Annotated in this window: 38 protein-coding genes and 1 pseudogene; 6 read left to right on the top strand and 33 right to left on the bottom strand. The window is 64.9% G+C overall.

Features of this window, described 5'->3' with window-relative positions; translation table 11 throughout:
- Positions 1 to 84: 84 nt before the first annotated feature.
- From G6R31_RS04105 to G6R31_RS03955, 31 genes are all read right to left on the bottom strand, one after another.
- The gene (locus tag G6R31_RS04105) at positions 85 to 756 is read right to left on the bottom strand and encodes a hypothetical protein (RefSeq protein WP_017870008.1); all 672 of its coding nucleotides are present in this window, start codon (positions 754 to 756) and stop codon (positions 85 to 87) included.
- The gene (locus tag G6R31_RS04100; protein WP_017870009.1) at positions 757 to 963 is read right to left on the bottom strand and encodes a hypothetical protein; all 207 of its coding nucleotides are present in this window, start codon (positions 961 to 963) and stop codon (positions 757 to 759) included.
- Positions 964 to 1,014: 51 nt separating this feature from the next.
- Positions 1,015 to 1,251, bottom strand: coding sequence for a hypothetical protein (locus G6R31_RS04095; protein ID WP_017870010.1), 237 nt, complete (start codon positions 1,249 to 1,251; stop codon positions 1,015 to 1,017).
- A 17-nt stretch (positions 1,252 to 1,268) separates the two neighbouring features.
- Positions 1,269 to 1,553: a hypothetical protein gene (locus tag G6R31_RS04090; RefSeq protein WP_017870011.1), complete on the bottom strand. Its 285-nt coding sequence runs from the start codon at positions 1,551 to 1,553 to the stop codon at positions 1,269 to 1,271.
- A complete protein-coding gene (locus tag G6R31_RS04085; RefSeq protein ID WP_152423552.1) occupies positions 1,550 to 1,954 on the bottom strand; it encodes a hypothetical protein in 405 nt (134 codons plus the stop codon). The genes G6R31_RS04090 and G6R31_RS04085 overlap by 4 nt, the downstream gene beginning before the upstream one ends.
- Before the next feature lie 77 nt (positions 1,955 to 2,031).
- On the bottom strand, positions 2,032 to 2,436 hold the full coding sequence (locus G6R31_RS04080) for a DUF1064 domain-containing protein (protein WP_017870013.1): 405 nt from the start codon (positions 2,434 to 2,436) through the stop codon (positions 2,032 to 2,034).
- Complete coding sequence (locus G6R31_RS04075) at positions 2,436 to 2,714, bottom strand: hypothetical protein (RefSeq protein ID WP_017870014.1); 279 nt, start codon at positions 2,712 to 2,714, stop codon at positions 2,436 to 2,438. Before G6R31_RS04075 ends, G6R31_RS04080 begins: the two co-directional genes overlap by 1 nt.
- Positions 2,715 to 2,777: 63 nt before the next feature.
- Positions 2,778 to 3,368 carry a hypothetical protein gene (locus G6R31_RS04070; protein ID WP_152423553.1) on the bottom strand — a complete coding sequence of 197 codons (591 nt, stop codon included), beginning with the start codon at positions 3,366 to 3,368 and terminating at the stop codon, positions 2,778 to 2,780.
- Positions 3,369 to 3,636: 268 nt separating this feature from the next.
- Positions 3,637 to 4,809 (bottom strand): RNA-guided endonuclease InsQ/TnpB family protein, encoded by a 1,173-nt coding sequence (locus G6R31_RS04065; RefSeq protein ID WP_017870016.1) that lies wholly within the window; start codon positions 4,807 to 4,809, stop codon positions 3,637 to 3,639.
- Between the two features lie 244 nt (positions 4,810 to 5,053).
- Positions 5,054 to 5,416, bottom strand: a complete 363-nt coding sequence (locus tag G6R31_RS04060) for a hypothetical protein (RefSeq protein WP_152423554.1) — start codon at positions 5,414 to 5,416, stop codon at positions 5,054 to 5,056.
- A gap of 67 nt (positions 5,417 to 5,483) precedes the next feature.
- Positions 5,484 to 6,569: a DNA polymerase III subunit beta gene (gene dnaN / locus G6R31_RS04055; RefSeq protein ID WP_017870017.1), complete on the bottom strand. Its 1,086-nt coding sequence runs from the start codon at positions 6,567 to 6,569 to the stop codon at positions 5,484 to 5,486.
- On the bottom strand, positions 6,566 to 6,952 hold the full coding sequence (locus G6R31_RS04050) for a hypothetical protein (RefSeq protein WP_017870018.1): 387 nt from the start codon (positions 6,950 to 6,952) through the stop codon (positions 6,566 to 6,568). The genes dnaN and G6R31_RS04050 overlap by 4 nt, the downstream gene beginning before the upstream one ends.
- Complete coding sequence (locus tag G6R31_RS04045) at positions 6,949 to 7,257, bottom strand: hypothetical protein (protein ID WP_152423555.1); 309 nt, start codon at positions 7,255 to 7,257, stop codon at positions 6,949 to 6,951. Before G6R31_RS04045 ends, G6R31_RS04050 begins: the two co-directional genes overlap by 4 nt.
- Complete coding sequence (locus G6R31_RS04040) at positions 7,247 to 7,744, bottom strand: dUTP diphosphatase (RefSeq protein WP_017870020.1); 498 nt, start codon at positions 7,742 to 7,744, stop codon at positions 7,247 to 7,249. Before G6R31_RS04040 ends, G6R31_RS04045 begins: the two co-directional genes overlap by 11 nt.
- A complete protein-coding gene (locus G6R31_RS04035; protein WP_017870021.1) occupies positions 7,741 to 8,301 on the bottom strand; it encodes a hypothetical protein in 561 nt (186 codons plus the stop codon). The genes G6R31_RS04040 and G6R31_RS04035 overlap by 4 nt, the downstream gene beginning before the upstream one ends.
- Positions 8,298 to 8,693, bottom strand: coding sequence for a hypothetical protein (locus tag G6R31_RS04030; protein WP_025566663.1), 396 nt, complete (start codon positions 8,691 to 8,693; stop codon positions 8,298 to 8,300). Before G6R31_RS04030 ends, G6R31_RS04035 begins: the two co-directional genes overlap by 4 nt.
- The gene (locus G6R31_RS04025; RefSeq protein ID WP_017870023.1) at positions 8,690 to 8,905 is read right to left on the bottom strand and encodes a hypothetical protein; all 216 of its coding nucleotides are present in this window, start codon (positions 8,903 to 8,905) and stop codon (positions 8,690 to 8,692) included. Before G6R31_RS04025 ends, G6R31_RS04030 begins: the two co-directional genes overlap by 4 nt.
- Positions 8,902 to 9,180, bottom strand: a complete 279-nt coding sequence (locus tag G6R31_RS04020) for a hypothetical protein (RefSeq protein WP_152423556.1) — start codon at positions 9,178 to 9,180, stop codon at positions 8,902 to 8,904. The genes G6R31_RS04025 and G6R31_RS04020 overlap by 4 nt, the downstream gene beginning before the upstream one ends.
- Positions 9,181 to 9,247: 67 nt before the next feature.
- A complete protein-coding gene (locus G6R31_RS04015) occupies positions 9,248 to 10,120 on the bottom strand; it encodes a hypothetical protein (RefSeq protein WP_017870025.1) in 873 nt (290 codons plus the stop codon).
- Positions 10,117 to 10,350, bottom strand: a complete 234-nt coding sequence (locus G6R31_RS04010; protein ID WP_017870026.1) for a hypothetical protein — start codon at positions 10,348 to 10,350, stop codon at positions 10,117 to 10,119. The genes G6R31_RS04015 and G6R31_RS04010 overlap by 4 nt, the downstream gene beginning before the upstream one ends.
- On the bottom strand, positions 10,347 to 11,057 hold the full coding sequence (locus tag G6R31_RS04005) for a DNA-methyltransferase (RefSeq protein ID WP_017870027.1): 711 nt from the start codon (positions 11,055 to 11,057) through the stop codon (positions 10,347 to 10,349). Before G6R31_RS04005 ends, G6R31_RS04010 begins: the two co-directional genes overlap by 4 nt.
- A gap of 35 nt (positions 11,058 to 11,092) precedes the next feature.
- A complete protein-coding gene (locus tag G6R31_RS04000; RefSeq protein ID WP_017870028.1) occupies positions 11,093 to 11,359 on the bottom strand; it encodes a hypothetical protein in 267 nt (88 codons plus the stop codon).
- A gap of 24 nt (positions 11,360 to 11,383) precedes the next feature.
- A complete protein-coding gene (locus tag G6R31_RS03995) occupies positions 11,384 to 12,958 on the bottom strand; it encodes a DEAD/DEAH box helicase (protein WP_017870029.1) in 1,575 nt (524 codons plus the stop codon).
- Positions 12,959 to 13,169: 211 nt separating this feature from the next.
- Entirely contained in the window at positions 13,170 to 15,011 is a 1,842-nt protein-coding gene (locus G6R31_RS03990) for a bifunctional DNA primase/polymerase (RefSeq protein ID WP_017870030.1), read from the bottom strand.
- On the bottom strand, positions 15,008 to 15,328 hold the full coding sequence (locus G6R31_RS03985; RefSeq protein ID WP_017870031.1) for a hypothetical protein: 321 nt from the start codon (positions 15,326 to 15,328) through the stop codon (positions 15,008 to 15,010). The genes G6R31_RS03990 and G6R31_RS03985 overlap by 4 nt, the downstream gene beginning before the upstream one ends.
- Positions 15,329 to 15,389: 61 nt before the next feature.
- Positions 15,390 to 16,082: a single-stranded DNA-binding protein gene (locus G6R31_RS03980; protein WP_017870032.1), complete on the bottom strand. Its 693-nt coding sequence runs from the start codon at positions 16,080 to 16,082 to the stop codon at positions 15,390 to 15,392.
- Entirely contained in the window at positions 16,079 to 16,258 is a 180-nt protein-coding gene (locus G6R31_RS03975) for a hypothetical protein (RefSeq protein WP_017870033.1), read from the bottom strand. Before G6R31_RS03975 ends, G6R31_RS03980 begins: the two co-directional genes overlap by 4 nt.
- Before the next feature lie 229 nt (positions 16,259 to 16,487).
- Entirely contained in the window at positions 16,488 to 17,024 is a 537-nt protein-coding gene (locus G6R31_RS03970; RefSeq protein WP_017870034.1) for a hypothetical protein, read from the bottom strand.
- A 561-nt stretch (positions 17,025 to 17,585) separates the two neighbouring features.
- The gene (locus tag G6R31_RS03965; protein WP_017870037.1) at positions 17,586 to 17,792 is read right to left on the bottom strand and encodes a hypothetical protein; all 207 of its coding nucleotides are present in this window, start codon (positions 17,790 to 17,792) and stop codon (positions 17,586 to 17,588) included.
- Complete coding sequence (locus G6R31_RS03960) at positions 17,789 to 17,989, bottom strand: hypothetical protein (RefSeq protein ID WP_017870038.1); 201 nt, start codon at positions 17,987 to 17,989, stop codon at positions 17,789 to 17,791. Before G6R31_RS03960 ends, G6R31_RS03965 begins: the two co-directional genes overlap by 4 nt.
- Positions 17,990 to 18,155: 166 nt before the next feature.
- Complete coding sequence (locus G6R31_RS03955) at positions 18,156 to 18,395, bottom strand: helix-turn-helix domain-containing protein (RefSeq protein WP_025566654.1); 240 nt, start codon at positions 18,393 to 18,395, stop codon at positions 18,156 to 18,158.
- Between the two features lie 144 nt (positions 18,396 to 18,539).
- Here G6R31_RS03955 and G6R31_RS03950 point away from each other — a divergent pair, with 144 nt between their 5' ends.
- From G6R31_RS03950 to G6R31_RS03930, 5 genes and pseudogenes are all read left to right on the top strand, one after another.
- Positions 18,540 to 19,052: a helix-turn-helix domain-containing protein gene (locus G6R31_RS03950; protein ID WP_017870040.1), complete on the top strand. Its 513-nt coding sequence runs from the start codon at positions 18,540 to 18,542 to the stop codon at positions 19,050 to 19,052.
- Positions 19,049 to 19,717: a hypothetical protein gene (locus tag G6R31_RS03945; RefSeq protein ID WP_017870041.1), complete on the top strand. Its 669-nt coding sequence runs from the start codon at positions 19,049 to 19,051 to the stop codon at positions 19,715 to 19,717. Before G6R31_RS03950 ends, G6R31_RS03945 begins: the two co-directional genes overlap by 4 nt.
- Positions 19,714 to 21,108: a recombinase family protein gene (locus G6R31_RS03940; protein ID WP_081608226.1), complete on the top strand. Its 1,395-nt coding sequence runs from the start codon at positions 19,714 to 19,716 to the stop codon at positions 21,106 to 21,108. The genes G6R31_RS03945 and G6R31_RS03940 overlap by 4 nt, the downstream gene beginning before the upstream one ends.
- Before the next feature lie 19 nt (positions 21,109 to 21,127).
- A pseudogene (locus G6R31_RS03935) lies at positions 21,128 to 21,943 on the top strand (threonine aldolase family protein); the annotation flags it as partial.
- Positions 21,944 to 21,945: 2 nt separating this feature from the next.
- Positions 21,946 to 22,272: an HNH endonuclease gene (locus tag G6R31_RS03930; protein WP_017870044.1), complete on the top strand. Its 327-nt coding sequence runs from the start codon at positions 21,946 to 21,948 to the stop codon at positions 22,270 to 22,272.
- Positions 22,273 to 22,441: 169 nt separating this feature from the next.
- Here G6R31_RS03930 and G6R31_RS03925 read toward each other — a convergent pair whose 3' ends face one another.
- Together G6R31_RS03925 and G6R31_RS03920 are read right to left on the bottom strand one after the other, a co-directional pair.
- On the bottom strand, positions 22,442 to 23,674 hold the full coding sequence (locus G6R31_RS03925) for a transposase (protein WP_164993954.1): 1,233 nt from the start codon (positions 23,672 to 23,674) through the stop codon (positions 22,442 to 22,444).
- A gap of 249 nt (positions 23,675 to 23,923) precedes the next feature.
- Positions 23,924 to 24,703: a DUF1517 domain-containing protein gene (locus G6R31_RS03920; RefSeq protein ID WP_017871827.1), complete on the bottom strand. Its 780-nt coding sequence runs from the start codon at positions 24,701 to 24,703 to the stop codon at positions 23,924 to 23,926.
- Positions 24,704 to 24,780: 77 nt separating this feature from the next.
- Between G6R31_RS03920 and G6R31_RS03915 the strand changes: the two genes are divergently transcribed.
- Positions 24,781 to 26,217, top strand: coding sequence for an alpha-amylase family glycosyl hydrolase (locus tag G6R31_RS03915; protein ID WP_017871828.1), 1,437 nt, complete (start codon positions 24,781 to 24,783; stop codon positions 26,215 to 26,217).
- Positions 26,218 to 26,265: the final 48 nt, after the last annotated feature.

The raw sequence follows: 26,265 nt of genomic DNA, 5'->3' as shown, positions 1-26,265 counted from the left end.
TGCTGGCAGATGCTGTGAGAGTTGCACTCAACACGAGGTCGAGCTTAGCTAAATCATACGGGTCTCCGGCCCAGTTTTCAAGCACTACGCGCAATTTTGTTGCGGTGAGCTTCCCGCGCTGCACACGATGGGCCGCAGGTAGACGGTGAGGGCGGTGAGCATTGCGCGGGTGCCCGCCGTGACTTCGCTTCGCAGCTTGTACCGCTCCCGGCACAGGCGCACCGGGGCTGCGCTGCCCCCATCCCTCAGCCACGCCCGCGCCTCCTGCCACAGCGCCTCGTCCACGTCGCGCACGTCCAGTGTCCAGACCTCGGGGGCGTAGGTCGCCTCAAAGCCGCCGACGAACGCCGCGCCGGGCACCTCCACGCGGTAGGTCCAGGGGCAGCCACGCGGGGGGCGGGGGGCGGTGTCCATCTGCGCGAGCAGGCGCTCAAGCTGCGTGGCGCGGTTGGCGAGGGCGTCCAGGCGGGCGTGGGCGCGGGCTTCGAGGTCGCGCTGCTGTCGCTTCTGGGCGTAGGCCAGCTCCTCCTCCGCTTCCCGCTGGGCTGAGCGCACGGTGTCCAGATGCGCCGCCGTCTCTGCGGTCCCGCTGCCCGGCGTGGGCGGCGTGCGGTAGGGGGCGGGCTGGGCGGCGGTGAGCAGGGGCATCCGCGTGTCCTGCTGCATGGCGCGGGTCAGGGCGGCGAGGCGGTGGAGGGCAAGCTGCTGATGGTGGTCGTCGGCGTTGCGGACGCGGATGGTCAGGGGTTCAGGCATTCAGCCTCCAAAAATCAGGGCCAGCAGCAGCGCCAGCCCCATGAGCAGGGTCCAGAGCCGCGCCGCCGTCTCCCGCGCTCGCCAGTCGGGGAAGCGGAACAGGAGGCGCAGCGCGTCGGGCACGAACAGGAACCACCAGACGGTCAGCAGGAACCAGGGCATCGCGGGGTTCGCGGGTGTGAGGGCGTAGGCGTCCGGCTCCGGCATGGTGGCCTCCGGGGGGAAAAGAAAGCCGCCCCGGTGAGGGGCGGGGGCGGGTCAGAGTTTGGGCGGGGTCTGCCGTGCCAGCGGAATGCGCGGGTCGCCAGCGAGAAAAGTCTTCAGAAAGTGCAGGTTGGCAACAGGAATGACGGCGGTGCTCCCATCTACGCGGGTCATGATGACAAGCCCGTCCCGCGTCTCGATAGACTTCTTGCCCCAGCCCCAGACTTCCGTTGTGCCGCGTCCTTGGTCAATCGTCGTGGCTTCAAAGTAGAACAGTTCCTGCATCTTCATCTCCTCAAACTTGAGAACTACTCCCGCCCGGCGTTGCGGTTGGCGCCGAGGCTGTCGGCGTTACCTGCCGTGCGGCGGGAGAGGCCGCGCCGCTGGCGGGAGCAGGTCAGCGCGTCCTCGTATTTGTGCGGCGTGGGCTTAGGCGCGTTGGGCGGGCCACCCCGGTAGTGGTCCAACAGGTCTTGCCACTCGCGCTCGGTCAGCTTCCCGGCGTCGATGGCGTCCTGCACACGGTCAAAGCAAAGCCCCCGCGATTCCAACTCAGCGAGGGCGTGGGCACGGGCTTTTGCGGCATAGGTCATGTCATCCCCTTTGCCCGCCAAACGTCTTGTGAGGTGCCGTCTGTCGCTATTCCCGCATCAACCAGCGGGGCATGAATGACGGCGAGCATCTTGCGGGCACGCTCACGGCTGGCAAGATGCACGGCGGGCAGCACAGGCACGTCAGCTCCCATAAAGTCCGCAACAAGCTGGGCAGGGCTTTTGTTGGTCTCCCGGCTGGGGCCAACGGGCCTGCCAAACTGACTGCCGACAATGGCGAGGGCTTCGAGCATGGTGTAGAGCGTGGCGCGTTGCATGGGGCACTCCCCGCCCGCTTTCATCACGGCGCGGGCGTTGTAGAACTTGTGCAGCAATTCTTCTTGCCCCGGCGTGCGGTCAGGCACGGCCTCCCAGTAGGCGATGCGCTTTCCTACGTCGCACATGTCCCGTTCCCGCCTGTCTGCCCAGTCGAAGAGGGAGGGCGGGGCGGGCGTACCAGCAACCCCAGAGCGGGCAGGACTCATCTCCCCTCCGTAGGCAGCTCCTCAACCCGCGTCACCACGTCCAGCGGGCCGTACAGGTGCTCAAAAAATTTCCTCTTGAGCCGGAAAACGTCGGTGAGCACGCCTTTTGAGTCGATGACCCTGGGCTGCCCTTTCGCATAGGTGACGTGAAAGTCTGCGATATACGAAACGCCCGCCCCCAGGTCGAACACCGGCTGCGGCGTCCAGTCCAGCACCAACCCGCCGAGCTTCATCAGGTCGAGGTGCTCGGCCATGCGAGCCTCTAGCTTGCTGGCGTAGATGCGCCCGGCATATTCGGCGCGGACGTTGCCGTACTTGCTGCGCTTCGGCTCCTGCGGCACCTCCACCCCCGCCCGTGCCAGGGCCTCAGCGGAGACGCCGGAAGCGAATGAGCGGGGCATCAGCCGCCCGCCTTCCCGCTGCTGATAACCCACCCGCCGCCGTGCGGAGCATCAGCAGGCGGCTCTACGCCGTCAAGCACCCACGCTTCAAGCAACAGGCGGGCCTCAATAAAGTTTGCCAAGCCGCCGCGCCGATGGTGGTAGGCAACGTTTTTCCCGCTCGACAGGTGGATGACCCGCGCTCCCCCGCTGTGGTTCACACCTACGCCGCCGCGCTCAATGCGGGCCGATTCGCTCCGCACGTCATGGTCCGGCAAACGCCATTCTGGGATGTCCATTCTCTTCCTCCATGCAAAAGCCACCGCCCCGGCTCAGTGGCGCGGGGCGGGCGGGGGTGGGGGTTAGGGGTTGATGCGGGCCGCGTATTTCTTGGCGAACTCGCCCAGTATCGGATGCGGAGACATCTCGCGCTCAAGGCAGGCGACAATTTGGCCGATAACCCATAGGGCGGCGTCCCGCTCATTGCCGGGCTGGTCGAGGTCTTCACGGCCCACGTTGGTCTGTGCCGGTGCGATGCGGCTCAACTTGGCAGCGAGGCGGGCATGTGGAATCAACACGTCCACACGGTCAGCGGGACCGGCGAAACGTGCAAGCCAGAGCAAAGTGGCGTGCAGCCCGCCCGCCAGCGCAGCGTCCAGCTCAAGCAGCAGTTGATTCACCTCCGCCTGATTCGCCCGTGCCTCTTGTGCCCGCTCGGTTTGTGCCTTCACGTAGGCGGGCGAGGCGCGATACTTGCGGCGGGCGAGGTCTTGCCGGTCTTCCCAGGCGTCAATCAGGGCTTGGGCCTCATCGCCGGGCGCGGCGTGAATCTGCTCACCGTTGAAGTCGAACCACACGATTTCTTGCCGCTCATTTGCCATCTCTACGGCTTTCTTGGCAAGGTTGTAAATCGAATCACCGGGGCGGGCGGCCATCTCTACTTTTTCGGACATCTTCTCTTCCTCCATGCAAAACCCCGCCCCGGCTCAGTGGCGCGGGGCGGGCGGATTATTCGGGACGGGCGTCTTGCGCCCACTTGGGCACGCGGGGGTGGTCGGGCAGCAGGGTTTCCAAGTATGCGAGCGTTGCCATAGGTGCCAGCACTTCACTGCCATCTACACGAGTGATGTACAGCAATTGAGGACTGGCCTCAGCAGGCTCACGCGACCATCCCCTGAGCGCCGTTCCGTGACCACTCCCCGCTCTAAAGAGCGAGGCTTCTCAGGCGACGGCATGCGATACCCCGCTACCGTTGACGCCTGATGGCAAGGCCCTTGCCAGAATGTTTTTCGCCGCGTTGTGGTCGGCGTTCGCCGTATGGCCGCACTGCACACACCTGAAGGTCGCCTGATTCACACGGTTCTCCTTCCCCGTGTGTCCGCAGGCATGACACCGTTGCGACGTGTAGCGGGGGTCTACGGCGATGACTTGCCGCCCAGCACTTTCAGCCTTGGCAGCGAGTTGAAACAGGAATCCGGCCCAGCCTGCATCGAGGATGGAACGGGCGAGGTTGCTCTGGGCCATGTTGCCCACCTGAAGGTTTTCGTGTGCGATTACGTCGTGTTCATAGATGAGCCTCCGGGCGGTCTTGTGCTGGAAGTCGAGGCGCTGCCGCCTGACTTTGCGGTGGGTCTTGGCGACCTGCTGCACGGCCTTTCTGCGCCTGTTACCGCCTTTCTTGCGGCGAGCAACGGTGCGCTGCTGGACGCGCAGTTTCTTCAGGCTGTTTCCCAGGTGGCGGGGATTTTCGATGAACTCCCCATCTGACGTGACCGCAAACCACGTCGTCCCCAGGTCGAGGCCAACGCTGCTTCCGGTGGCAGGGAGCGGGTTTTTCGGGACTTCGCAGGCATAGACGGCGAACCATTGCCCGCAATCGTGGACGATTTGCAGGCTCTTAGGCTTCCCTTCCAGCGGGCGGTGCAGCTTAACTTTGACGTTCCCGATTTTCGGGATGCTGATGCGTCGCCCGTCGTCTACGGGTCTGCCGCAGGCCGTCCAGTCGCCCTTCTTGTTGTCCCAGCACTGCTTGAACTTGAACGAATCCCAGCGCTGGGCAGGCTTGAACCGGGGGAATCCGGCCCGCTTCGCGCCCTTCTTGATGCGGCTGAAAAACGCCTTGTACGCCTTGTCCAGTCGGTCGAACACGTCTTGTAGGACGTGGGAGTAGACCCCGGCGAACTCCGGGCATTCTGCCTTGAGTGCCGTAAGTTCACGCTGTTGGTCGTAGGCGCTGAGGGTTTTGCCGTGCTTCCGGTAGGCTTCACGGCGTTGCTCTAGGCCCGCGTTGTACAGCGTGCGGGTGAGGCGCAATGTCTCAAACATGGCGGCCTCTTGGGGCTTGGTGGGGTAAAGCCGATACCGAAAGGTACGGATGGTGGTATTGTTTTCCATGCTTGGCAGCCCTTAACTGCCTTGCCACGCTCCCGACTGTTGACGCAGTGCGGGGGCATTGCTGTTTCACTATAGCACGAAAAGCCTCGGCATTGCCGTTCCTGGCGGAACGGATGCCGCTAGACCCCGCACTGAAGTACGGGGCATGCGCGTCACTTTCCGTCAGCCGCCTTGAGTTCAAAAAAGTACAGACCTTCCATTTATTCCTCCAAACCACCCGCCCCAGCACAGGCCAGAGCGGGTGTCAGCTTCTGAAACTTCTAGACCCTTCGCTTTCGGCTTCGCGGGCGGCATCTTCCTTAAAGTCGGCGTAGCAGTCTGGGCAGAAAAGCGAACCATCTTCACCCTTGCGGCATTTGCCGCAAACCATATCTCCGCAGGCGTAGCAGGCTTCTGTGCCAACGATGGAATCACAGGTGCCGCAGGCCCGCCGTTCTCGCCATGCTGCGTGCTCCCGCTGCTCAGCCTCAATTTCCTCAGCGGTCATGCCACCAAAGATGCAGTCATGGCAATACCCGCTCGCCAAGCGGCGTGGGTAGGTGTTCTTGTGACAGCCAACGCAGGTGTATTCCAACTCAAGCTGTCCATCATACATCTCTTTTCCCATAGCGCCTCCAAAAAACAGGACGCCCCCCGGCATGGAGGCGTCCTCAAACTTGTGGGATTGGGCGGGCTTATGCCCTCAGCGTGACCATGACGGCCCGGTAGCCGCTGTCGCCCGCCGGTTCGAACACAGCGGGCGAGGTGCTGCCGCTGAAGCTCAGGCGCACGTCGCCGTCTATCGCGCCCAGGGCGTCGAGGACGTGCCGGGCGTTGAAGGCGAGGCTCATGGCCTGCTCGGTGCCGCCCTGGGTGACGCTCAGCGTGTCCTGGGCGCGTCCGTAGTCGCCTTCTGCCGTCAGGGTGAGCGCGCCGTCTTGAATCAGGAACTCCACGCGGTTATTGGCGTTCTTGTCGGCCAGCACCGCCACGCGGCCCACGGCTTCCTTGAGCGCGGCGGCGGGCAGCGTGGCGGTGAGTTTGATTTCCTTCGGAATGACGCGCTCGTAGTCGGGGAAGTCCCCGTCGAGCAACTTGAGGTTCATCCTCGCCCGGTCAGTGATGACGGTGAGCTGGCCTTCGCCGGGCAGCAGGCGCACCGTGCCGTCTTTGAGCAGCCTCAGCAACTCATCCACCGAGCGGGCCGGGATGATGAGCGGCGGGGCTTCGGGCGCGTCACTGCGGACATCGCACAGCGCCACCCGGTAACCGTCCGAGGCGGCGGCGCGGAGGGTGCCCGCATTCCGCTCCAATTTCAGGCCCCGGAACACCGCCTGGAACGCCTCATTGCTCGCCGCGTAGCGCACGCTGCCCAGGGCGCGGGCGAGGTCTGCCGCGCTGAGGCTCACGCCGGGGGCGTCGGGGAAGGTGAGGGGCGGGTAGCTGTCCCGGTCCCCCGTTTGCAGCTTGAAATCCGAGCCTGCCGAGCGCACCGTCAGTTCCGCGCCGCTCAGGGTTAGTTCGACCAGCTCGCCGCCGAGGTTGCGGACAACCTGCGCGAACAGGTGCGCGGGCACGGTGAAGTCCTCTGGGGCCTTGACCTCGGCGGGCACGGTGGCTTGGAGATCAATCTCCAGGCTCGTGCCGCTCAGGGTCAGGCCGCTGTCGGTGGCGGCCACATGGAGCGCGGTGAGCAGCGGGTTGGAGCTGCGGGTGGGGATGACGCGCTCCAGGAGGCTCAGGGCGTCAGTGAGGGCTTTTTTGGTGACGGTGATGTTCATTTCGGCTCCTTTTGCTGCCACTCGATGACGGGAAAGCCCTGCTCGGTGAACAGGCGGGCGCAGGACTGGCGGACGGTGGCGGGGTTGGTCAGTTCGACTTCAAACCAGTCCGGCTCGCTGCCCTCGGCCACCACTTCGCCGTCCAACTCAATACGCCAGCCGCCCCAGCGGGAGCGGAAATAGAACTTCTGCCCGTCCGCCGTCTCGCCTTCTACCTGCGTGGGACCAAAAGGGGTCGTGACCCGCACCCAGCTCAGCGGGCGAATGGGGCGCAGTTCGATGACGTGGGAAGCAATCCGGGCCGTCAGGCGGGCGTAGGCCAGCACGTCGCCTTCATAGGCGGCTTTCAGCTCATCCAGCCACTCGTCTTTGTTGGCAATCACGGTTTCTCCCTGCGGGGCTGAATGCGGCGGGCGTGGATGGCGTGGTCCAGGTAGGCCGTCACGCCGCGCATGTGGGCGAACACCTCAGCGGGCGCACCGATGGCAACGAGGTAGGTGATGAGGTCGGCGGCTTCGGCGGCGGTCTCCTTGAGGCGCATGAGGGGGTCAGCTTCCCAGTGGTCTATCGGATGTCCGTACGCTTCCCGGCCCTTCCGGTGCTGCCGGTTCATCTGGCGCAGGACTTCCGGGCGGTCCTGCACCTCGGCACGGGCGCGGCGCTCCATCGGGGAGGGATTAGGCTTCATCGGCTTCCCTCCAACGCTCAAGGTTGACCTCAGTTTTCTCCCAGTAGGCGCGGGCGAGGTCGTCAGGGGTGAAGCCGTAGCGGGCGATGATGGCACAGAGAAGCGAGCCTGTCCGCACCAAGTGGTCTGTGGCAGACAGGGCGAGCAAAAGCTCAGGTAAAGGGGTGTCAACCTCGGGGTTTTCAAGCTCAAACTGCCCATAGTGCGCGTGCGATTCAGGCCAGGGCTTGCCGCAATGCAGCGTTTCTAGCAGGGTGAAGTGCATTACATCGGCGGCCTCCGCAAGTACCTCTGTGGGGTCCACTGTCTTTGCGGCGCCCGACTTGCTCCACCACACCCAATCGGGCTTTGCCGCCTGTGTCAGCTCGCCAACTTCTGCCAACTTCGCCACTCTGATTCGCGCCGGTTGCGGTTCGGGCATCCTGCCGAGGCGCTGAATCTCCGCCTGCCGCTTGAGCATGTCGCCGTAGTTGAGTGAGTAGATCATTGTCCTTTTCTCCTTTGCGCGGCCTCTGCCACGCTCTGCGGCTCATAGCGGTAGCCCCAGCGCCCCTTGCTCGGCACGGTGCAGCGTTCTATGTCGGATGCCCATGCAAAGCCGCGTTGCAGGGCGGCGCGGAGGGTGACGGGCCGGACGCCAATCAACCTTGCCGCCTGCTCGGTGTCCGGCCACTCATCCCGCCGCCTGAACAGTTCCGCGAAATAAGCGCGGATGGTATCGGCTTCCTGGTGCGTGACCTGGAGGACACAAGCGGCATACTTGTGCGGCTCGATGCCCAGCACGGTGCGTACATGGGCGACAAAGGAGCTGGCTGTCAACTCGCGCACTTCCTGGCACAGTTCGATCATCAGCACGCCGGGGGCATCCCAGCGGCTCAGCGCCTGCTTTTTGTAGAAGTACTGCATCTGCCCGTCGGTCATGCCGAGATGGGCGGCGACATATGCACGGGCGTAGCCCCTCGACCTAAGCCCGCTGACGCGACGCAAGACATTGCTGGGGTCTCCCTTGCCGCCCAGGTGGGGCTTTCGGGCGTGGGCGGTCATGGTGACTCCGTGAGGGGCTGAGGGGCGCTTACCCGCTGCGCCCACGTCGGGTGGTCAAACGTTTCCAAGTCGCCGCGCAGCTCCAGCTCCCACAGGCAGGTGTTGACCTCCGCAACGTCAATGCCCAGCCGCTCGGCGTAATAGACAGCGGATTTGAACGGGTGCTGAATGACCATGCGGCGCAGGGAGACAAGGCGTTGCTCCCGTGTGGCGACGGCGTATTTCTTGTTTGGGAGCTTGTCGGCGGGCCGGGTGGCCTCCACAAAATCGCGCAGGGCGGCGATCAGCGCGGGGTCCTGCTCTCCCTGCGCCTCCAGCACCATGACGGCGCGTTCACAGGCGGCGTGGCGGGCGGCGTAGTTCCGGTGTTCGGGGCTGGCCTTTGGCATCATCTCTCCCCCAGCTCCCGTGTCACGAACTCGGCGTAGGCGCGGCGCTCGTGCGGCTCGGCCACCGGGTCGAGCAGGCAGGTGCAGGCGGGCGCGTCCGGGCGGCGCTCGAAGTCCACCGGGTTGGGGGCGTCGGGGGCGTAGCGCAGGCAGCGGCCCCGGCTGGGGCAGGCGGTGTCGGCGCAGGGGGCGATGTGGAGGCGCATGGGGGTCATTTGGTGGCCTCCGCAAGTAGGTGCTTGAGATAGGTCACGCCTTCTGCCCGGCCCTCTTGGTGCCAGCAGGCCGGGCGCCCCAGGGCCGCACTCACCACATGGTCGTAGTACCAGTAGCGGCACAGGCCGAGGGAGTCAAGTTTGTCCAGCAGCGGGTCTACTTCTCTGCGCCACGCGGCTTCCTCAGGGGTTTCGGTGTAGGGCGGGACAACCATAGGCTGCCGGGAGTAGGAGCACTGGCAGCCCACCGGGGTAAGCGGTCGGGAATCGGTCATGAGGCTTTCTCTCCTTTGGCATAGGCCAGCGCCCCAGCGGGAGGGCCGGGGCGCGGTGGGGCTGGGTTCAGTCGCCGTCTTTTTCGGCTTGCCGGGTGGCTTCGGCGGCGGTACTCACGGCGCGGAACGAGTTGCGCCAGAAGGCCGCGTCGTTCAGCAGGTCAGCGAGCGGGCGGGCGTGGATGCTGTCGGTGCTGTCGCCAGGGCGGGCGGTATGGCATCGCCCACACAAGGGTGTGAGGTAGTCGTGCGTGCGGTAGCGTTCGTTGGCTTCTAAGCGCAAGTGATGCAACTCAATGTCCGGGCCGGAGTAGCCGCAACTTGAGCACGGCTGGCGCTTGAGCACGGCTCGGTAGTCCCTTCGGTCATCTATCGCCCGCACCAGCGCGTCGAGGGGATTCTCGCCCGTGTTGGCGGCGCGGACCATCGCCCGCTGCACCGTCTCGCCTGCTGCCACGAACGCGGTCACGGCGACTTCGACCTGTTCTTGCCGGGTCAGGTTGTCAGCTTCTGACATTTCCGAGGTGACCAGGGCGAGCGCGTCCGCCGTTTCGCGGTTGAGGCGGATGGTCGTCGTCTCACTGCGAGCGGCAGGCGCGGCGCGAATCTCCTCCGGGCTTTCCCCGGCGAGCAGACGTTTGCCGCGCTCAGCCAACTCCCCGAAGTGCAGGTGCTCGTCGTCGAGGCCATGCGCGGCGGCGGCCCCGGCGTCGAGGTAGCTGTAGAGGCGGGCCTGATACTCGCCCTGGCAGAACCAGAGGATGAACTGCCGCGCCGTGCCTTTCGGGTAGAGCAGCCCCCAGTCCTTTTTCAGCTTGTGGAGGTCGCGGGCAAACACCTTGCGCTGCGTGGTCAGGGTGGCGTCTTGCAGGCTCAGGCGGTCCCGGCGCTCCTCCAGCGAGAGGGACTGCGCGGGGGCAGGGTGCGTGATCTCGCTCATTCCCCCTCCCCCAGTCGCGTCAGCGTCCATGCCCCGGCCTGCCACGTCCCGCGCTCCGGGCACGCCGTCAGCCCGCCGAGCAGGGCGCGTTCCTCCTGATGGCTCAGGCGGCGGCGCAGGCTCGGCGGCAGACACAGGGCGAAGGCGCAGTGGAGGGTGCTGGGGTGGTCGAAGTGGAGGCGGATGGGGTCGGGGGCGGAGGGGTGGGCGAGGTGGTAGGCGGGGGTCATGAGACTCCTAGCAGGGCGGGCTGGGCGTGTGCCGCTTCGATACGCCGCTTGGCAACGTGGTAATACTTTTCGTCCAACTCAATCCCCACGAACTGACGCCCCAGCTTGAGGGCGGCGGCCCCTGTTGTCCCGCTCCCCATAAACGGGTCGAGGATTTTGTCACCCGGCAGGCTGTAGGAACTGACCAGCCACATAAGTAAATCCTCGGGTTTCTGGGTGGGGTGTTCGGTGCTGTTATTGGGATTGGCGCACTTGAGAACGGTGGTCGGGTGGCGCTCGCCTGTCGGATTTTCGGAGAGGATGTTTTGGGAGGCGCTGTAATGATTGGCGCTGCTACGAACCGGCTTCCCGTATGGCTCCCCCGCCGTCTTCTGCGGGTTGTACGTGCTGCCCTTGAACCGCCGCGCAAAAATCAGGATGTCCTCATGCGCCCGCAGCGGCCTGCGGTTGGCGTCCAGAAACCCGGTGGGCATGGTCTTTTCCCACACCAGCCGGTAACGGTAGTTTTTGCGGTTGCTCTGAATCAGGTCCACCGTGAACAGGTCGGCGGCAAAGCACACGATGACGGCGGTTTCTTTGGTGACGCGGTGAACCTCAGCCCACCATGCCGCCCAGTCAATCGGCGTCTGGTCGAAGTCAAGCGCGGTGGTGCCGTAGGGCGGGTCCACAATGACGGAATCAAAGTGACCGTCAGGAAAGCGCTTCATCACTTTTAAGCAATCCCCCAGAATCACTTCCCCCGTCATCCCCTCACCCCCAGCGGCTCCGAAATCAACTGCCAGCAGCACGTCCGGGCGCTGTGGGTGCCCGTGCCGCCCATCTCGCTCAGGCACCCGCTCAGCTCGGCGCGGGCGTCGGCGGTCAGGCCGTAGCGGGCAAAGCCGAGCAGGCGCTCCGGCAGCTCAGCGGGCGGGGCGATGAAGGGGCGGCCCACCTCGATGTTCCACTCCAGATGGTGCAGCACGTACAACCGGGGCGCAGCGGCCCCGGCGAATGCGGTGTTTTGCATGGTGTGTCCTTAAATTTGTGGGGTTTAGGCAGCCCGCGACTGGCGCTTTTGCATCCCCTTTGCGTAGGCGATGGCCCGGCTTTTGCAGTAGGCCAGCACCTCCGATGAGGGGGCTTTGGGGTTGAACTCGCGCCAAGCGTAGGGCGGCTTTTCCTTGAACTTTTCGAGATAGAGGTAGTAGGCCGCACCGGGCGACTTGCCCCGGTTCTGGCAGTAGCCCAGGAACTCGGCGTACCACCGTTTGCGCTCGTTCAGGTCATAGGCGTGTTGCTGCTGCCCCTCTGCCGTCAGTTCCTCCAACTCGCCCGGAATGAATGAGGCGTGGTCCGGGGCCTGCTCAAAGTGATGCTCATGGCCGCACTCGGGGCAGACGTGCGTCCCGATGAGAACGGCGCAACAAGCGTCTCCGGTGGGCAACAGCCCCTCGCAGGGGAACTGCTTTTTTTCATCTTTGGGCTTCTTGCGGCTCTTGCTGCCCTCGGATTTTTTGCCTTCCTTGCTGTGCAGCTCAGGGGGCACGAAGTCCTCCGCAGGACCGAACATGGCTAGCCCGCCCGCGTGGTCAAGGATGCGCCCAAACGTCTTGCCGGGGGCGCTTCTCAGCACGCGGCCCACCATCTGAACCCAGATACGCTCGGATTTGGTGGGGCGCATGTTGATGGCCGTCACCACGTCCGGCACGTCCAGCCCCTCAATGGCGATATTGACTGAGGTCATGCCCTGATACTCACCGTCCCTGAAGGCTTGCATCAGGCGGCGGCGCTCTGGCTTGGGCGTGTTGCCGTCAATGTGAATGCAGGAAAACCCCGCCGCGTTCATGCGGTCCCGCAGCGCCAGCGAGGTCTTGATGTCGGGCGGAAAGGCCAGGAAGCGGTCAGACGGGCAGATGCGGGCGAAATTCTCTACCGCGTCGCCCACGAGTTGCGGATTGGCTTCTGCCCAGGCGCTCAGCTCGGCGCTGCTGAAGTCGCCCGTCTTGATGCGCTGGAGCTTGGTGTACTCCGCCTGTGGGGGCACAAAGTACCGGGGCGTGACCAGAACGCCCTCATCGAGCAGCTCCCGCATGGTCACGGGCACCACGAGGCTCCGGTACGTCTTGCCCAGGCCCTGCCCGTCCCCGCGCATGGGGGTGGCGGACAGCCCCAGGACAAAGGCGTCCGGGTACTCCGCGAGCATCAGTTGAAAGCTGCGCGACTGGGTGCGGTGGGCCTCGTCAATCACGATGAAGTCCACCTTCTCAGGCGTCCATTTGCGGGATTCCCCAGTGGCATCCTTGCGGCGCCAAGCAAGGAAGCTCTGAATGGTGCCGACGAAAGCCCGGCCCAAGCGGTCTGCCGACTCTCCGGCCATGATGTAGCTGTGGGGAATGCCCACGCGGTCAAAGGCATCGGAGGCTTGGTCTGCCAGTTCCTCACGGTCCGTCAGCCACAGCATCGTCTTGCCTTTGGCGTGGCTGCGGCCAAGCATCTCCGAAGCGGTCAAGGTTTTGCCCGCCCCGGTGGGCATGGACAGCATGACCTGTTTCCGGCCCCGCTTGAACTCTGCCTGTACGCCGTTGATGGCCGCCTCCTGATAGGGGCGCAGGGTGAAGTCGGTCATGCATCCCGCCTTTTGGCTCTCCAGCCCTTGCCCCGGTACGCCCCGCACTGGTGGTGCACTGAGCAGATGACGGGCGCCTCCGGGTTGCCGTCAAGCCACCCGTGCGCCTTTCGACCCAGGGGGCATAAGCCCATGCCGTATTCGTCCGGCTCCCAGCGAACACAGGAGCCGCAACGTCCCGGCTCCCGCCCCAACTCCTCAGCCGTCGGCATCAGGCCACCCCCAGAACCATGTGAGGCATCTCGCCGTTCGACAAGCGGTCCAGGCGGTCCACTGTTCGTGTCAGGCGGCGTTGGAGGCGCAGGGGCACCCGCTCCCCGCGCAGGCGGGACAGAAGCAACTCGCGCTCAAAGTAGGACTTCTGACTCTCCAGCACCGAGGACACCCGCAGGAAGGCGGCGTCGGCACCCTCGGCCCGAGCGTCGGCAAAGAACTGAGCGAAGGTGCAGCGCAGGGCGCCGCCCGTCGTCAGGTAGCCCAGGGCGTCCAGTTCAGACAGCTTGCGGCGCAGGGTGTCGCGCCTCATGTGCAGTCGCCCCGCCAGGGCTTTCAGGTCCAGGCCGGGGTGCTGGGCCAGGACCAGGGCCACCCGCAAAAGTGCCCGCAGGGACGGTGTTTTCTTTATCCGCCCCCCGGCTTTAGCCATGCTCTTTATAGGGGGGGCGGATAACGTTCTGTCCCGCTTGATCTCGCGGGTCCGGGGCCTCAAAGGGCTTTTGGATGCCTCCTGTTGCTGGGCAAGAAAGGGGAGGGTCAGCGGGTCGGTGGGCAACAGAATCTGCACGCCCGACTGGGGGTCACTCGGGTTGACGCGGGAGGTGCGAAGGAAGCCCCGGTCACTCAGCATGTCCAGCCGCGCTCGGAGGTCGGAGGGGTGGCAGCCCAGCAGCGCGGCAAAGCCCTTGACGCCTCCGACCTGTACCGCCCATTCGCCTTTCGGCGTTTGCTTCAGGTGCCCTTCCGCTGCTGACTGGTAGGCCCAGCCCAAGAGGTCCACCACCGCTTGCAAGGCCCGGTGGTGCATCTGGGCGCCGAGGATGTTTGCGGCCCGTTCCAGAACCGATGCACTGTGAACCTCCCAGGCCGCTTGAACCTGCTCGGGGGTCCATTCGGGCGAGGTGGTGTCCTGCGGGGCCGGGGTGTCCATGCCCAACTCATGCCGGGCGGCACTCAGGGCGCGGGTGAAGTCCCCGTCATGTTCGAGCAAGGTGAAGAGGTCAAAGGCGTCATGCCCCTTCTTGTCTGCCCAGAAGTCCGAGGCGTGGTAGCTGACCGCCCGGCTCTTGCTCCCGTCCTGATAAATCTCGATGCCCGCCAGCTTGGTTTTGCTGTTCGGGCTGAGGTAGCGGTTGCCGCGCCGCTTGTACCCGCTGCGCTCCAAGACCTCCTGAACCGTGTAGCGGGCGTTGTACGCCTCAATGACGCTCGGCCCGGTGTACTCCCGCCGCTCTCCCTTCGGAGCGGGCGTCACGGGCTTGTCCGTGCGCTCAGCGAGGTGTTCATAAAGGGCGTACAGCCACGCGGGGGTCTGCGGAAGGTCACTGCGGCTTCGGGGGGCGCCTTTGGTCCAGCGGTACTCGTAGCCGTTCGGGTGCAAACTGCCCGGCGCCACGTCCTGAAACCCATCCCCGCCGCGAATCTCATAGGCCGTTTCGTCGTTCACGTTCAGGAAGCGGCGGGACTGAATGGGGTCGTCCTCCCCCGCCAGGAACCACAGGCGGTAGCCCGCCCCCTGAATGACGTGTGGATGCTGCTCAAGAATGTCGTCCAGACTCAGCCCGGCTTCTTGGAAGGCAGCGCGGGCCAAGTCCATGTCGTCAATGTCTAGGCTGTTGATGCCGGAGGCCCCCAGGTGAACCCCGATGTTGTGGGCCTGGGCGTACCACTGCGAGACCTGCTCGGTGGTGGTGAGCAGGTTCTCGCGCTTGTTCCAGCCCCGGCCAAAAACGGGGTTTTTCTCGCCGTACTTGACGGGCGTGATGGCGAAAGCAAGGTTGCCGACGTAGTAATTGGCCCGCCGCAGCATCAGGGCGGCATCGTATGCATGGTTCATTTTTTCCCCTGTGCCTTGACGAAGGCAAGCGCCTCGTCGTACTCCAGTTCTTTTGCAGTGAGCAGTCCGGCCATCAGGAAGGTCTGCCCCTTGTGAAAGCCGAATTGGACGCCCCAGACATGCCCGCACTCGCCCCAGACGGGCAGCGTGTACAGGTCGCCCCGTCCACCCCAGCCCGCCGCGCCCTGGTCATGGCCAGGGGCGTTGAAGGGGTGCGGAAGGACGTGGTTGTAGTCGTACCCGCAAGCGGGGCAAACGAGCTTGCTCTCCCAGATGTCGTCGGCTTGAAAAAAAGGTGCTATCTTTGTTCCAGACATAGAAACCTCAGCGCCGCCTCGTCTGAACACGAGGCGGCGCTTCTTTTGAATGAAGTTGTGGTCAGGCGGCGTTCTTGTCGGCCTCTGCCTTGCACCGGGTGTGCAGGTCTTTGCCCTGCTGCTCGGTCAGGTCGGCCAACGTCACCAGCTCAGGCAGCTTCAGGACGCGCCGTGCAATGTCGAGGATGCTGCGGCCCTCAAACTTGGTTGCCGCCAGCAGGCCCGCGCAGGCGGTTTCCAGCCTCGAGGCCCGCTCCTCACCGATGCCCTGGAGGGTCGGCGGCTCCTGATGGCTCTGTGCCCGTTGCTGGGGCTGCCGCCGCTGGGCGGGCACCTCGTAGTCGGGGATGCTCTGGCGGTCTCCCCGGAACACGGCGAGGGTGACGTACTGAAAGCCGCCGTCCTCGCCTTCCTTCAGGTGTTCCGGGTCGCTGCTCTTGGCCCCCCGGCTGTACTTGATGACGGCGGGCATGCTCTTTCTCGGGTTGGCTTCCAGGTCGCGGCGCTTGTAGGACTTGCCCCCATGTAGCACCACGTCCTCACCCTCCGGCGTCGTCCACTTCCGCGCCCCGATAAGCGCCCAATCGAAGGTGTCTGCCATGCTGTAGGGCAGTTGGTAGCCACCAGCGGGAATCTCGCCGCTGACAAACCCTTTGGCGCCCCATTCGCGCATCTTGCTGAGACTGTCAGCGTAGTCGGTGCACTCCACGCTGATTCGCTGCCCGAGCGGGCCGGTCAGGTGCAACTGGTTCATGCCACCCTCCTCTTGCCGAAAATGTCATCCGCTTCGCGCTCCACGTCCTTCCAGATGGCCCGCCACTGCTCCAGCGTGAGGCGCCTGTTCAGTTCCTCGCGGATAACCAGCGCCGCCACCGGGTTGTCCCGGTCCAGTTCCCTCAGCACGTCACTGAGGCTTGGTGTATCTTCCATACGCACCTTCCTTTCCCCTGGCTTTCCCCCAGGGGCTTTCTTTTGCCCTCTTGCGCGGGCCGCGCTGTCGTTGCCCCCTCTGCCCTTGCTCGGGCGTCGGCGGCGTATGGGGCGGGGGGTTCGCCTCCCCCACCCGGTAGCTTTTCGTCCGCCAGGACTGAAACCCCCGCGTATGCCTGTCCTGGCTCAGCGGGGATGGGAAGGCCCGCGCTGAGGCGGGCGGTGGGGCTTACTTGAACGTCTCGCCCGCTTCGATGGCGGCGGCGAGGCTGGGGTAGGCGAAAGTCAGCTTGCCGTCCTTAAGCTGACGGTCTGCTGCTGCCCCACTCTGCGAGATGATTACGCCGCGATTACGTGGATTGAGTACGACAGCCCTTAATTCCGTATCGCGGTCATGGTCTTGCCCAATCGCAACCAAACGTCCGTCGCTCATCCGCCAAATCTCTCCGCAGTCCGGCTCCCGCTTCTCCTCTTTCGCCTCAGCCTGCTCAGGCGCGAGCACGTAGCGGTGGCCGTTCAGGGTGACTTCGGGGGCAGGCTCGGGCGCGGCGGCAACTGCGGGCGTGGCTTCCGGCTCAAGCGAGGTCCACTGGCCGTAGTCTTTGCCGCCATCATCAAAGCGCACAAGAACGCACTCGCCAGTGATTCCGTAGCTCCCCACAACGGCGCCGCTCTTGCCGCTGTAATAGGAATACCAAGCGTCGCCAGCTACTTTCCGCAGCGTCACCCGCGTTCCAACTGCGGGCTTTTCGGTAAACTTCTCCATAGCTCTCCCTTTCGCCCCCGTCCCAGCGGGGGCTTTTGCTGTAGCTCACCTGCCGGGGTTGAACCGGCGCGGGCCTGAATACCCGGTGGCATGTCTGGGGGGATGGGAACCTTCTTAAACTTGAGGGCGTATCGGGCGCTGAAGGTTTCCGACTTCCAGCGCCCGGCCCGTGCGGTCCTCACCGCGCAGAGGCTCTTTCGTGTGTGACCCGGTGATGAGCTACCCGGGGCAGTAGCGCGAGGCTGTCACCCTCAAGCGCGTCATGTCTGCTGTGCCTGTCCAATCCGGTCACGCTCTGCGGGTGAGTCGCCCCTAAAGGTCTTACGGGGCGCGGGTCGCACCGTTGGTATAAGTGCCCGCTCCTGGTGCCGGATTGGTCTTGCTGTGGGTTGTCATCAGGCGCAGCAGCCAAACATCACTGCCATGTGGAGCGAGGCGGGATAACGGCGCACCTCGTCACGCCGGGGGGAGATTCAGGCCAGCAGGCGGGCAATCCAGAACGGGCTGAAGATCAGGACGAGCAGCAGCAGCCCGGTCAGAAACTCCTCAAGGCGCTCGCGCTTACTCATGGCGGCTCCCGGTGGCGTCAATCAGTCGGATGCGCTCGGCTTCGAGCAGGCGGTAGGCGACGCGCTCGGCCTCCCCGCTGTCGGCGTGGCACTTGCGGGCCGCGCTGTCGCGCTCCTCATAGGCGCGGCGGATGGGGTCTTGGCTCTGAAAGCCGTGCCGGGCGAGCAGGGCGCGGGCGGTGGTGGTGGGGAAGCTCACAGCGCCGCCGCCTTGCCTGCCCGGTAGCGCAGGGGCCGGGCGCCGGTCACGGGGTTGCGGGCGGGCAGCGCCGACTTCTGCGCCGACGCCAGCGCAGCGCGGGCCGAGGTCAGGCCGGGAACGTGGTACTCCAGCGCGTCAGCGGCTTCGAGAAGTGCCTTGAGCTGCTCGGTGGTCAGTTTCAGTTCGACGGCCATGCGGCACGCTCCTGTTCAGCGAGGCGGGCGAGGATGCGCTCGATGAGCGCGGCGACCTGTTGAGCGCGGGTAAGGCCGGGTCTGCTAGAGTGGGAGTGAGTCATCTGGACTTCCTTTCCCCGGCCCTTCACTGCCGGGGGCTTTTTTTGGCTTCCGAGCGCGGCGCTTATCCGGCCTTGTTTCTCGCCTGTTCATCGGAGAATGCAGCATCCTCCAACTCACCGGGAAAAAAAGAGAATGCCTGCTCCATCTCGTGCAGTCGCACGCGGGAGGGCACGATTAACCCCTTTTCAATCCGGCTAATATAGGAACTGCCATTTTGCAGCCCCAGGCGGTCTCCAAATGCCTTCTGGGACAAGCGCAGGTCATAGCGCTTTGCCTTAATGAGTTCTGCTAGTTGCCCCATAGGTAGAAGCATACTCCAACCTCCAACCAATAGCAACATGTTGCATAGGGTCTTGCACGGTGTTGCAACCTTTTGCAAATATCCCCCGTAAAGGGGGGCATGATGACGATGTTGAAGACTTGCCCCCCGCAGGGGGTACCGCCAGTGACCGACTTTCCAGACATGCTTTCTGCCGCTGCCGCTGGGGTACTTCTCCGCGAACGCCGTGAAGACCTGGGAATCACGCAGGAGCAACTTGCTGAAGCCATCGGGACCGACAAGTCCTATATCAGCAAGTTGGAGGGCGGGGTCTACAATGTGGGCCGCAGCAAATATTTCCCGGCGGTGGCACGCACGCTCCGCCTGTCGGAAGCTGACATTCGGGCCATCAACCCCAGCGCTGTCTTCGATGCTCCAGCCCGCTCCACCCGCCCCCTCTCTGCCGCCGCCCAGGGCTACCGCATTCCGAAGGCCCCTCGCCCGATTCCCGAGGCGCTGCGGGAAGCGGCAGAGATTTACGGCGACCTGCCCGCCTTTGCTGGCCTGAGAGAGCGGCGCTGGCAGGAGTTCATGACCAATGTCAGCCGCCACCGCACGCCGAGCAACCCCGATGAATGGATGCAGGAGTTCGCCGCGTTGAAAAAGATGGGCTATGACCCCCAGGACAGTGACGAGTGAGTCTGGACCCCGACGTGTACAACCTTCTGCGCTATCAGCAGGCCCGGCACGCCGAGGCCGAGTACGCCGATGACATGGAGGAGCTGGCCGCGCATTTTGGCTGCGTGGTCATACCCGCCGACGCTTCCCGGCTTGTCGGCGGCGAGATTCACATTCAGCGGGGTCTTAAATTCGAGGCCCGCCGCTCCGCTCTGGCGCATGAACTCAGCCACAAGCTGACGCAGGAGCGGGATTTTGACGGCGCCCCGAGCTATGAGGAGGTCATCTTGCACCGGCACAGCAGCGTGCCCGACATGCCCGCCCACCTTGAGCGGTTGGCCGAACACGGGCAAGACCTGCTGACCATGCCGGACCACATCGTGCAGACGGTGCTCAATCTCTGCGGCACCGAGGCGCGGGCCGTCTGGGTGCTGCATCAGCAGCAGCGCGTCTATCTGCACGAGGCCCTGCGGCGCATCGTGCATTTCAACGAGTCAGCGCGTATCGCTGGCTTTATCGCCGTGCGCGGCACGATTCACCATGCCTACAGCTACGGCTACTACCTGCCCGCCTGGGTGGGGGACCGGGCGCCGACGCGAGGGGAGGGCTTGACGCTGTTTTCTGTGCCGGGGCGTCCCTTGGTGACGGTGGGCTTGGTGGCGGTGGGCGACTGGGAGGCGGCGTGACCGTCCGCGCGTACATCAGAGTTTCTGGGCGGCATCAGGTGGACGGCTTTTCGCTGGGCGCACAGCAGGCCAAATGTCAGGCGTGGGCGACCTATCAGGGGCTGGGCGACGTGGTGGTCTACGAAGACGCGGGCCTCAGCGGGCGCGGCGACAACCGCCCCGGCCTCCAAGCGCTGCTGCTTGACCTCGTGCCGGGCGACGTGGTGGTCATCCTCTCGATTACGCGACTGGCACGCGGCGGGGCCGTGCAACTCCTGACGCTGGTCAACAGCATCCGCGAAAAAGGCGCCCGGCTGGTGTTTCTGAGCGAGAACATCGACACCGACAACTACACCGGACGCCTGATGCTCACGACATTTGCGGGCTTTGCCGAGATGGAGGTGGAACAGACCCGTGACCGGGCCATGATGGGCAAGACGCAGGCGGCGCAGCAGGGCCTGTACCCGCACAACCCCCACAACCTGCGGATGGGCTGGGCGACTGACGAGGAGGGCCGAATCGTCGAGGATGAGCACGCCGAGACGGTGCGGCGCATCATTCGCCAGGGCCGGGCCTCCTACCGTCAAACGGCGGACCTGCTCAACCGCGAAGGCGTCCCGACCCGCAACGGCCTGATTGGGCGCTGGGATGTCTACCAAGTGCAGCGCATCGTGACCCACGCCGGATACTGGACCGGCGAGGTGATTTTCCGGGAGAGTTCCGGGGGGGAGCAGATCGTCATTCCGGCCCCGCCGCTGGTGTCGCGGGAGGAGTGGGAGGCCGCGCAACGCCCCCGTTCGGCCAACTCCGTTTTTCGGCGGCCCGACCTCTACCCGCTGACGGGCCACCTATCCTGCGCCTGCGGGCATGGCCTCGCCGGGCAGCGCAAGGACTCCCAGCGGGGCCGGAAGCGGTTTTACGAGTACTACTTTTGCTCTCCCCTGCGGCGCGGCACGGCCACCTGCCCGGCGTGGCAGAAGCGCTCCCCCTGCTTTCCCGTCGCCCCCCTCCACCAACACGCCAGACATGTCCTGGCCGAAGCTGTGGCAAACCCCACCGACCCTCTCAAGCTCGCGCTGGCGTGGCAGGGGGAGTTGCCGCCTGACCCGCACGCGAAAGAGCGGGCAGACATCGCGCAGCGCCTCGACGCCCTGCTGGACCTCTATCTGGACAACATGGTGGACAGGGCCATCTACGCCCAGCGCCGCCAGACCTTTGAGCGCCGCCTGGAGGAGCTGGCTCCCCCGGCCCCGGTTGCCCCGGTGGCCATGCCCGCCCGCCCTGACCTCGCGGCAGCCATCCTCGCGTCCACGAATGAGGAGTTTGCGGCCCTGCTCGATTTGCTGGAGGTCCGCTTTGTTCAGTGCGAACGGGACCGTGTGGAACTGCAAAGCTATACGCCCCTGGGGTGATGGTGTACGTCGCGCAGCATCTCAGGTGGCGATTGCCCTGCACACCCGCCGGGGCGAGGAGGTCGTGTGCGCCGAGGGCAGCCACATCTACGAGTGGGAACTGGGCATGATGGCGGCTTTCAGCGGCGTGGTGCCGCGCTTCGTGCCCGCGCCGCTGGGCGTACCGAGTCCTGAAGACGTGCGGCTGGCGATTCGGCGCAGCGTCCACCAGTCTCCCACCGGCCTGATCAGCCTGGAAAACACCCACAACAAGGCCGGGGGCACCGTCATTCCCCTCGAAGTCATCCGGCAGATTCGGGCGGTGGCCGAGGCCGAGGGGCTGCCGCTGCACCTCGACGGGGCACGGGTGTTCAACGCGGCGGTCAAACTCGGCGTGGACGTGCGCGAAATCACGCGGCACTTCGACACCGTGAGCATCTGCCTGAGCAAGGGGCTGGGTGCTCCGGTGGGCAGCGTGCTGCTCGGCTCGGCGCAGGCGATGAAACAGGCCCACCGGTACCGCAAGATGCTGGGCGGCGGCATGCGGCAGGCCGGAATCCTGGCGGCGGCGGCGCGGGTGGCCGTGCGCGAAGGCCCGGCGCGGCTGCAAGGTGACCACCTGCGGACCCGGCGGCTGGCCCGCGCCCTGGTCGAGGCGGGCTACGACGTGGACCTCGCCGCCGTACAGACCAACATCATCTATGCCCGGCTTCCCGAGGCCGAACGCCGCGCCGCCGCCTGGGCCGAAGCAGGCGTGCTTGCCAGTGCGCTGGGGCACGACTCGGTGCGCTTCGTGCTGCACCATCAGGTGGACGACGAGGCGCTGGACCGGGCCATTGCCGTGCTGACCGCCTGAATATGGCCCGGCGCCTGCCCCCCTCCGACTGGCCGCCGCCCCCGCGCGAGGCGCCGCGCTGCGCCCTGTGTGGGCGCGAAACGCCGGTGCTGACCGAGCACCACCTGATTCCCAGATCGCAGGGTCGGCGGCGCGGCGTGCCCATCCACGAGCTTCCGACGGCGGCGCTGTGCCCGGCCTGTCACAAGTTCCTGCACCGGACTTTTACCAACGCCGAACTGGCGGGCGAGTACGCCAGTCTGGGCGCCCTGCTGGAAAACGCGGACGTGCAGCGGTTTCTGAACTGGCTGCGCAAACAGCCCGCGACGAAGGGGGTGCGGGTGCGCTAAAGCATCTGCTCACGGTTCAGCAGAGGGAAGAATTCAGGGAGGGTGCGGGGAGTTGGGAGGAACGCCCGGCCCGAATCGCGCCTGTCGTGGACAGAACGCCTTTACCGGGCATGGTGCTGGTCAGCCTTTTCCTGGTCAGCCGGAATTCTCATCAATGGTTCGTGCAGTTTTAGGCGGCTTTGAGGCCGAAATTTAGCGGACTGGACGGCAGATGTTCTAATTCTTCAAAGCGGGCCGAGAGATCCAACTTGGACAAAATCACTTGGGCCAGCAGGGCGTTATACGCCCTGCGTTTCATGTCTTCGAGACTGAACACCAGATCCTGCCCGCCACCGGCCGCCCGCAGGACCTCCAGCCGACAAAGATTCAGGGTCAGCAGCACCACATTCCAATGCGCTTCAATGCCCTGCTGTGAGCGCAGTTGCACATCCTGGCTCCCCAGGAACTGCTTGGCATCCCGGAAGATCAGTTCAATCTCGAAACGGCTCCGGTACAGCGCCATGATCTCATGAGCGGGCATCGTCACAGCGGTGCTGAACAGCACCGCGTAACCCGTCACTTGACCCTTTTTACCGACCTGCTGGATGACGACTGCACGCACTTCTCGCGCCCACTGCACGCTCCAGACCACCTGAGTCCACACCCGCTCGGTCGACGTTTCAGAAACGAGGTCAAAGCGCTGCAAGTCGCTGAAATCCACCTTGCCGTCGAACTTTTTTGGCCGTCCGCGTCGTCTGGGATGCTCGCCGGTATAGAGATACTTGAGGTTGGCGTTGCGAGGAAATCTGGAGATGAATGGGAGACCGTGACCGGTCACGGTCTCCACCATGGATTCTTTCGCATAGTTCCCATCCGCAACCACAGCGGCCAGATCAAGCCGTGGAACAGTCCGGAGATCGAGCAACACGTCATCCAGCTGGTCAGCGGCCTGTTCCAGACGACTCGGGGCCTCAGACCCGGTCCGGGTCTGACGGACATCGACCGTAAATGCCTGTCGGTGCTGGACGTCAATCAGGGCACAGCAGGATTGCTCGATCCCACGTTCGGTCCGTGCGGCACAGCCATTCCAGAACGAGCCGAGGTGTGCGGTGTGCTGACCAGATTTGCGGTGAAAAGAGGCGTCGATGGCCAGAACGCACAGTGGGCTGATCAGCCCACTCTCAATCGCCGTGCTCACAGTCGCCCGGTGTACTGCGCCCCAGGGAATGGCCCCGGGGTCACTTCGGTGCAGCCAACGACGGATCGTACTCTCCGAGCAGGCCGCATATCGGGAGAGGTTCAGGACGTTCAGCCGTCCAGGAACAGCGAGAAATACGCTAAGCAGCACGGTCAGAAAATTCCGCTGCGTCTTGCGCAGCGGGACCGCGCTGAGAACGTGCTGTAGGATGGCCATCAGACCCATTGGAAGCGGTGTATTCACAGCCCCATTTTCGGTGGGTCTTTCTTTGTGACCTCAAAACTGCACGAACCATTGATTCTCATACGGATTCCGCTTAATTCCTGCACAGTCGGGCCTGTACAGTTGGGAAGGCGCCGCCTGTGCATCCATATCGCAGAATCCGTATTTTTTCCTACTCGCATCCGCTCTGCTGCGCAGCTTTGCAAGTCGGATTGAATCTGAAACTACCAGATTCAATCGGAATCCGTATTATCAGAGCTTGTGCAGGTCGGGAAACAGCAGGGTGGCCTGCTCCTCGCTCAGAACGCCGGGACCGTATTCGGGCGCCCAGTCCACCGCGACTCCCCCCACGAAGGGCAGGAAGGTGTCGGTCAGACCCAGCAGCCACGCCTCGATTTCGTGTGCGGCGTCGGCGGGGGGCTTGAAGTTGCCGTAGGCGTACAGCATCACCGTAACCGCCACGTATCCCACCCCCAGTGACTCTTCCCCCTGCCGCAAGGCTCCGGGGGCATGTTCCTGACTTTGCGACAGCGTGTACCAGCGCTGGTATTGCGCCTGGGCACGGGCATAGGGCAGGCGCACCCGCTCGGCTTTGCCGTAGGTCCACCAGGGCCGGGCGTCCAGCAACCGGACCGACACCTCGCGCAGCCGGGTCGCCAGCAGGTCGCGCTCGGCCTGTTCTGCCGCCGCGTCCCGCTTTCCCTGGCGGCGGGCCGCGTGCAGGTCGAAGTCCCTGAGCCACGCGGTGTTCAGTGTCTCGCGGGGGTCGCCCTCCGCCTGAATCAGCAGCCGAATTCGCAGCGCGTAGCCGGGCGAACGCAAGTCGCTGAAAAAAAGCCAGTAACAGAAAAAGGCCCACACCAAAAACCCCGGCGAAGGCGGCGAGAGCACGAGGCACAGCAGCCTCAGCGGGGCCAGGAACGTTTTCAGGTGCTCCGGCAGCCACGGGGCGTCCGAAAAGCCGAGGCCGACCACGACCAGGGGCAACAGGGAAAGCAAGGCGACCGCCACCCAGCGCAGGTTCCACGACATGCCCCAGCCTGACACGCGCCCCCTGACAGACTTCGTGCGGGCTGGTGAATGGGAGCGTGGGAAGCTAGCATCCCTGCATGCTCAAATCCCTTCTGCCTGCGCTGCTGCTCGCTTCTGTCGCGGGCGCTCAGACCGCCCCCAGCTTCGAGGGCGAGGTCATCTATCAGGTGATGCCTGACCGCTTTTTCGACGGCGACCCGGGCAACAACGCGGGCGTGAACCGGGGCGACCCCAGGGCCTGGCACGGCGGCGACCTCGCCGGACTGACGCAGAAACTGCCCTACGTCCAGAAGCTCGGCGCGACGGCGCTGTGGCTGACGCCCGTCTACCGCCAGCAGGCGGTCAATTCGTTCGACACCGCCGCCTACCACGGCTACTGGCCCGCCGATTTCCGGCAGGTGGACCCGCACTTCGGCTCGCTGGCGACCTTCGACACCTTTATAAAAACGGCCAAGGAAGCGGGCATGAAGGTGGTGCTCGACCAGGTCATCAACCACTTCGGCTACGAGGCTCCGGCCGTCAGGCAGCATCCGGAATGGTTCAACGGCAAGGCACAGTGCGACGCCAGCCAGGACCGTGACGTGGACTGCCCCCTCGCCGGGCTGCCTGACCTGCGCCAGAGCGTGCCCGCCGTGCGCCAGCAACTGCTGGAAAACGCCGACTTCTGGCGGGCGCGGGGGGTGGACGGTTTTCGCTACGACGCCATCAAGCATGTGGAGCGGCCTTTTCTTCTCGACCTGCTGAAAAAGGACCGCGCCGCCGGAACGTGGACCCTCGGCGAGTGGTACGACGCCGACGCGGGAACGGTGGCCGAGTGGCAGAAACAGGGCTTCGACAGCCTTTTTCTGTTCAGCCTGCAAGCGGCGATGCGCGGCAGCGTGATGGGCACGTCCAGCCTGGTCAACGTGCGCGAGGTGCTGCGGCGCTCGAACGAACTCGCCCGCCCCGGCGAGGTCGCGCTGTTTCTCGACAACCACGACGTGCCGCGCTTTGCTCAGGGCAGCTTTTTCGAGGACGAGGGACAGGCCCGGACCAAGTACGGCCTGCGGGCGCTGCTGACCCTGAAAGGGGTGCCCGTCCTCTACCAGGGCACCGAAATCGCCATGCGGGGCGGCGCCGACCCCGACAACCGGCGCGACATGCGTTTCGAGGCCCAGTGGACCCCCGCCGAAAGGGCCGTGTACGACGTGGCCCGTGACGCCATTGCCGTGCGAAAGGCGAGCGCGGCCCTCAGCCGGGGCGAGCAGACGCTGCTCGAAGTGCCCGACCGACAGGCCGACGACCTGCTGCTCCTGACCCGTGAGCAGGGCAATCAGCGCGTGCTGGTCGCCTGGCACGGCGGCCTGAAGCGCCAGACCTACTCGCTCAAGCTCAGTACGCTGGGCCTGAAGGCGAACGCGCAGGACGTGACCCGGACGCTCTTTGCCGGGCAGGACGCCAAAGTCAGCGTCAAGGGCGGGTATCTGCACCTCAGCCTTCCGCCCAAGGACGCGGCGGCGTTCGTCCTGCGGTAGGAAGCGGGGCGGCAAGCAGACAGCAGAGAAAGGCAAATCCCCGCCCAG

The sequence above is a fragment of the Deinococcus wulumuqiensis R12 genome (assembly GCF_011067105.1).
In the GTDB taxonomy this organism is placed as follows: Bacteria; Deinococcota; Deinococci; order Deinococcales; family Deinococcaceae; genus Deinococcus; species Deinococcus wulumuqiensis.
The sequence above is the reverse complement of the archived record's forward strand: the minus strand, read 5'-3'. Positions and strand labels throughout refer to the sequence as shown.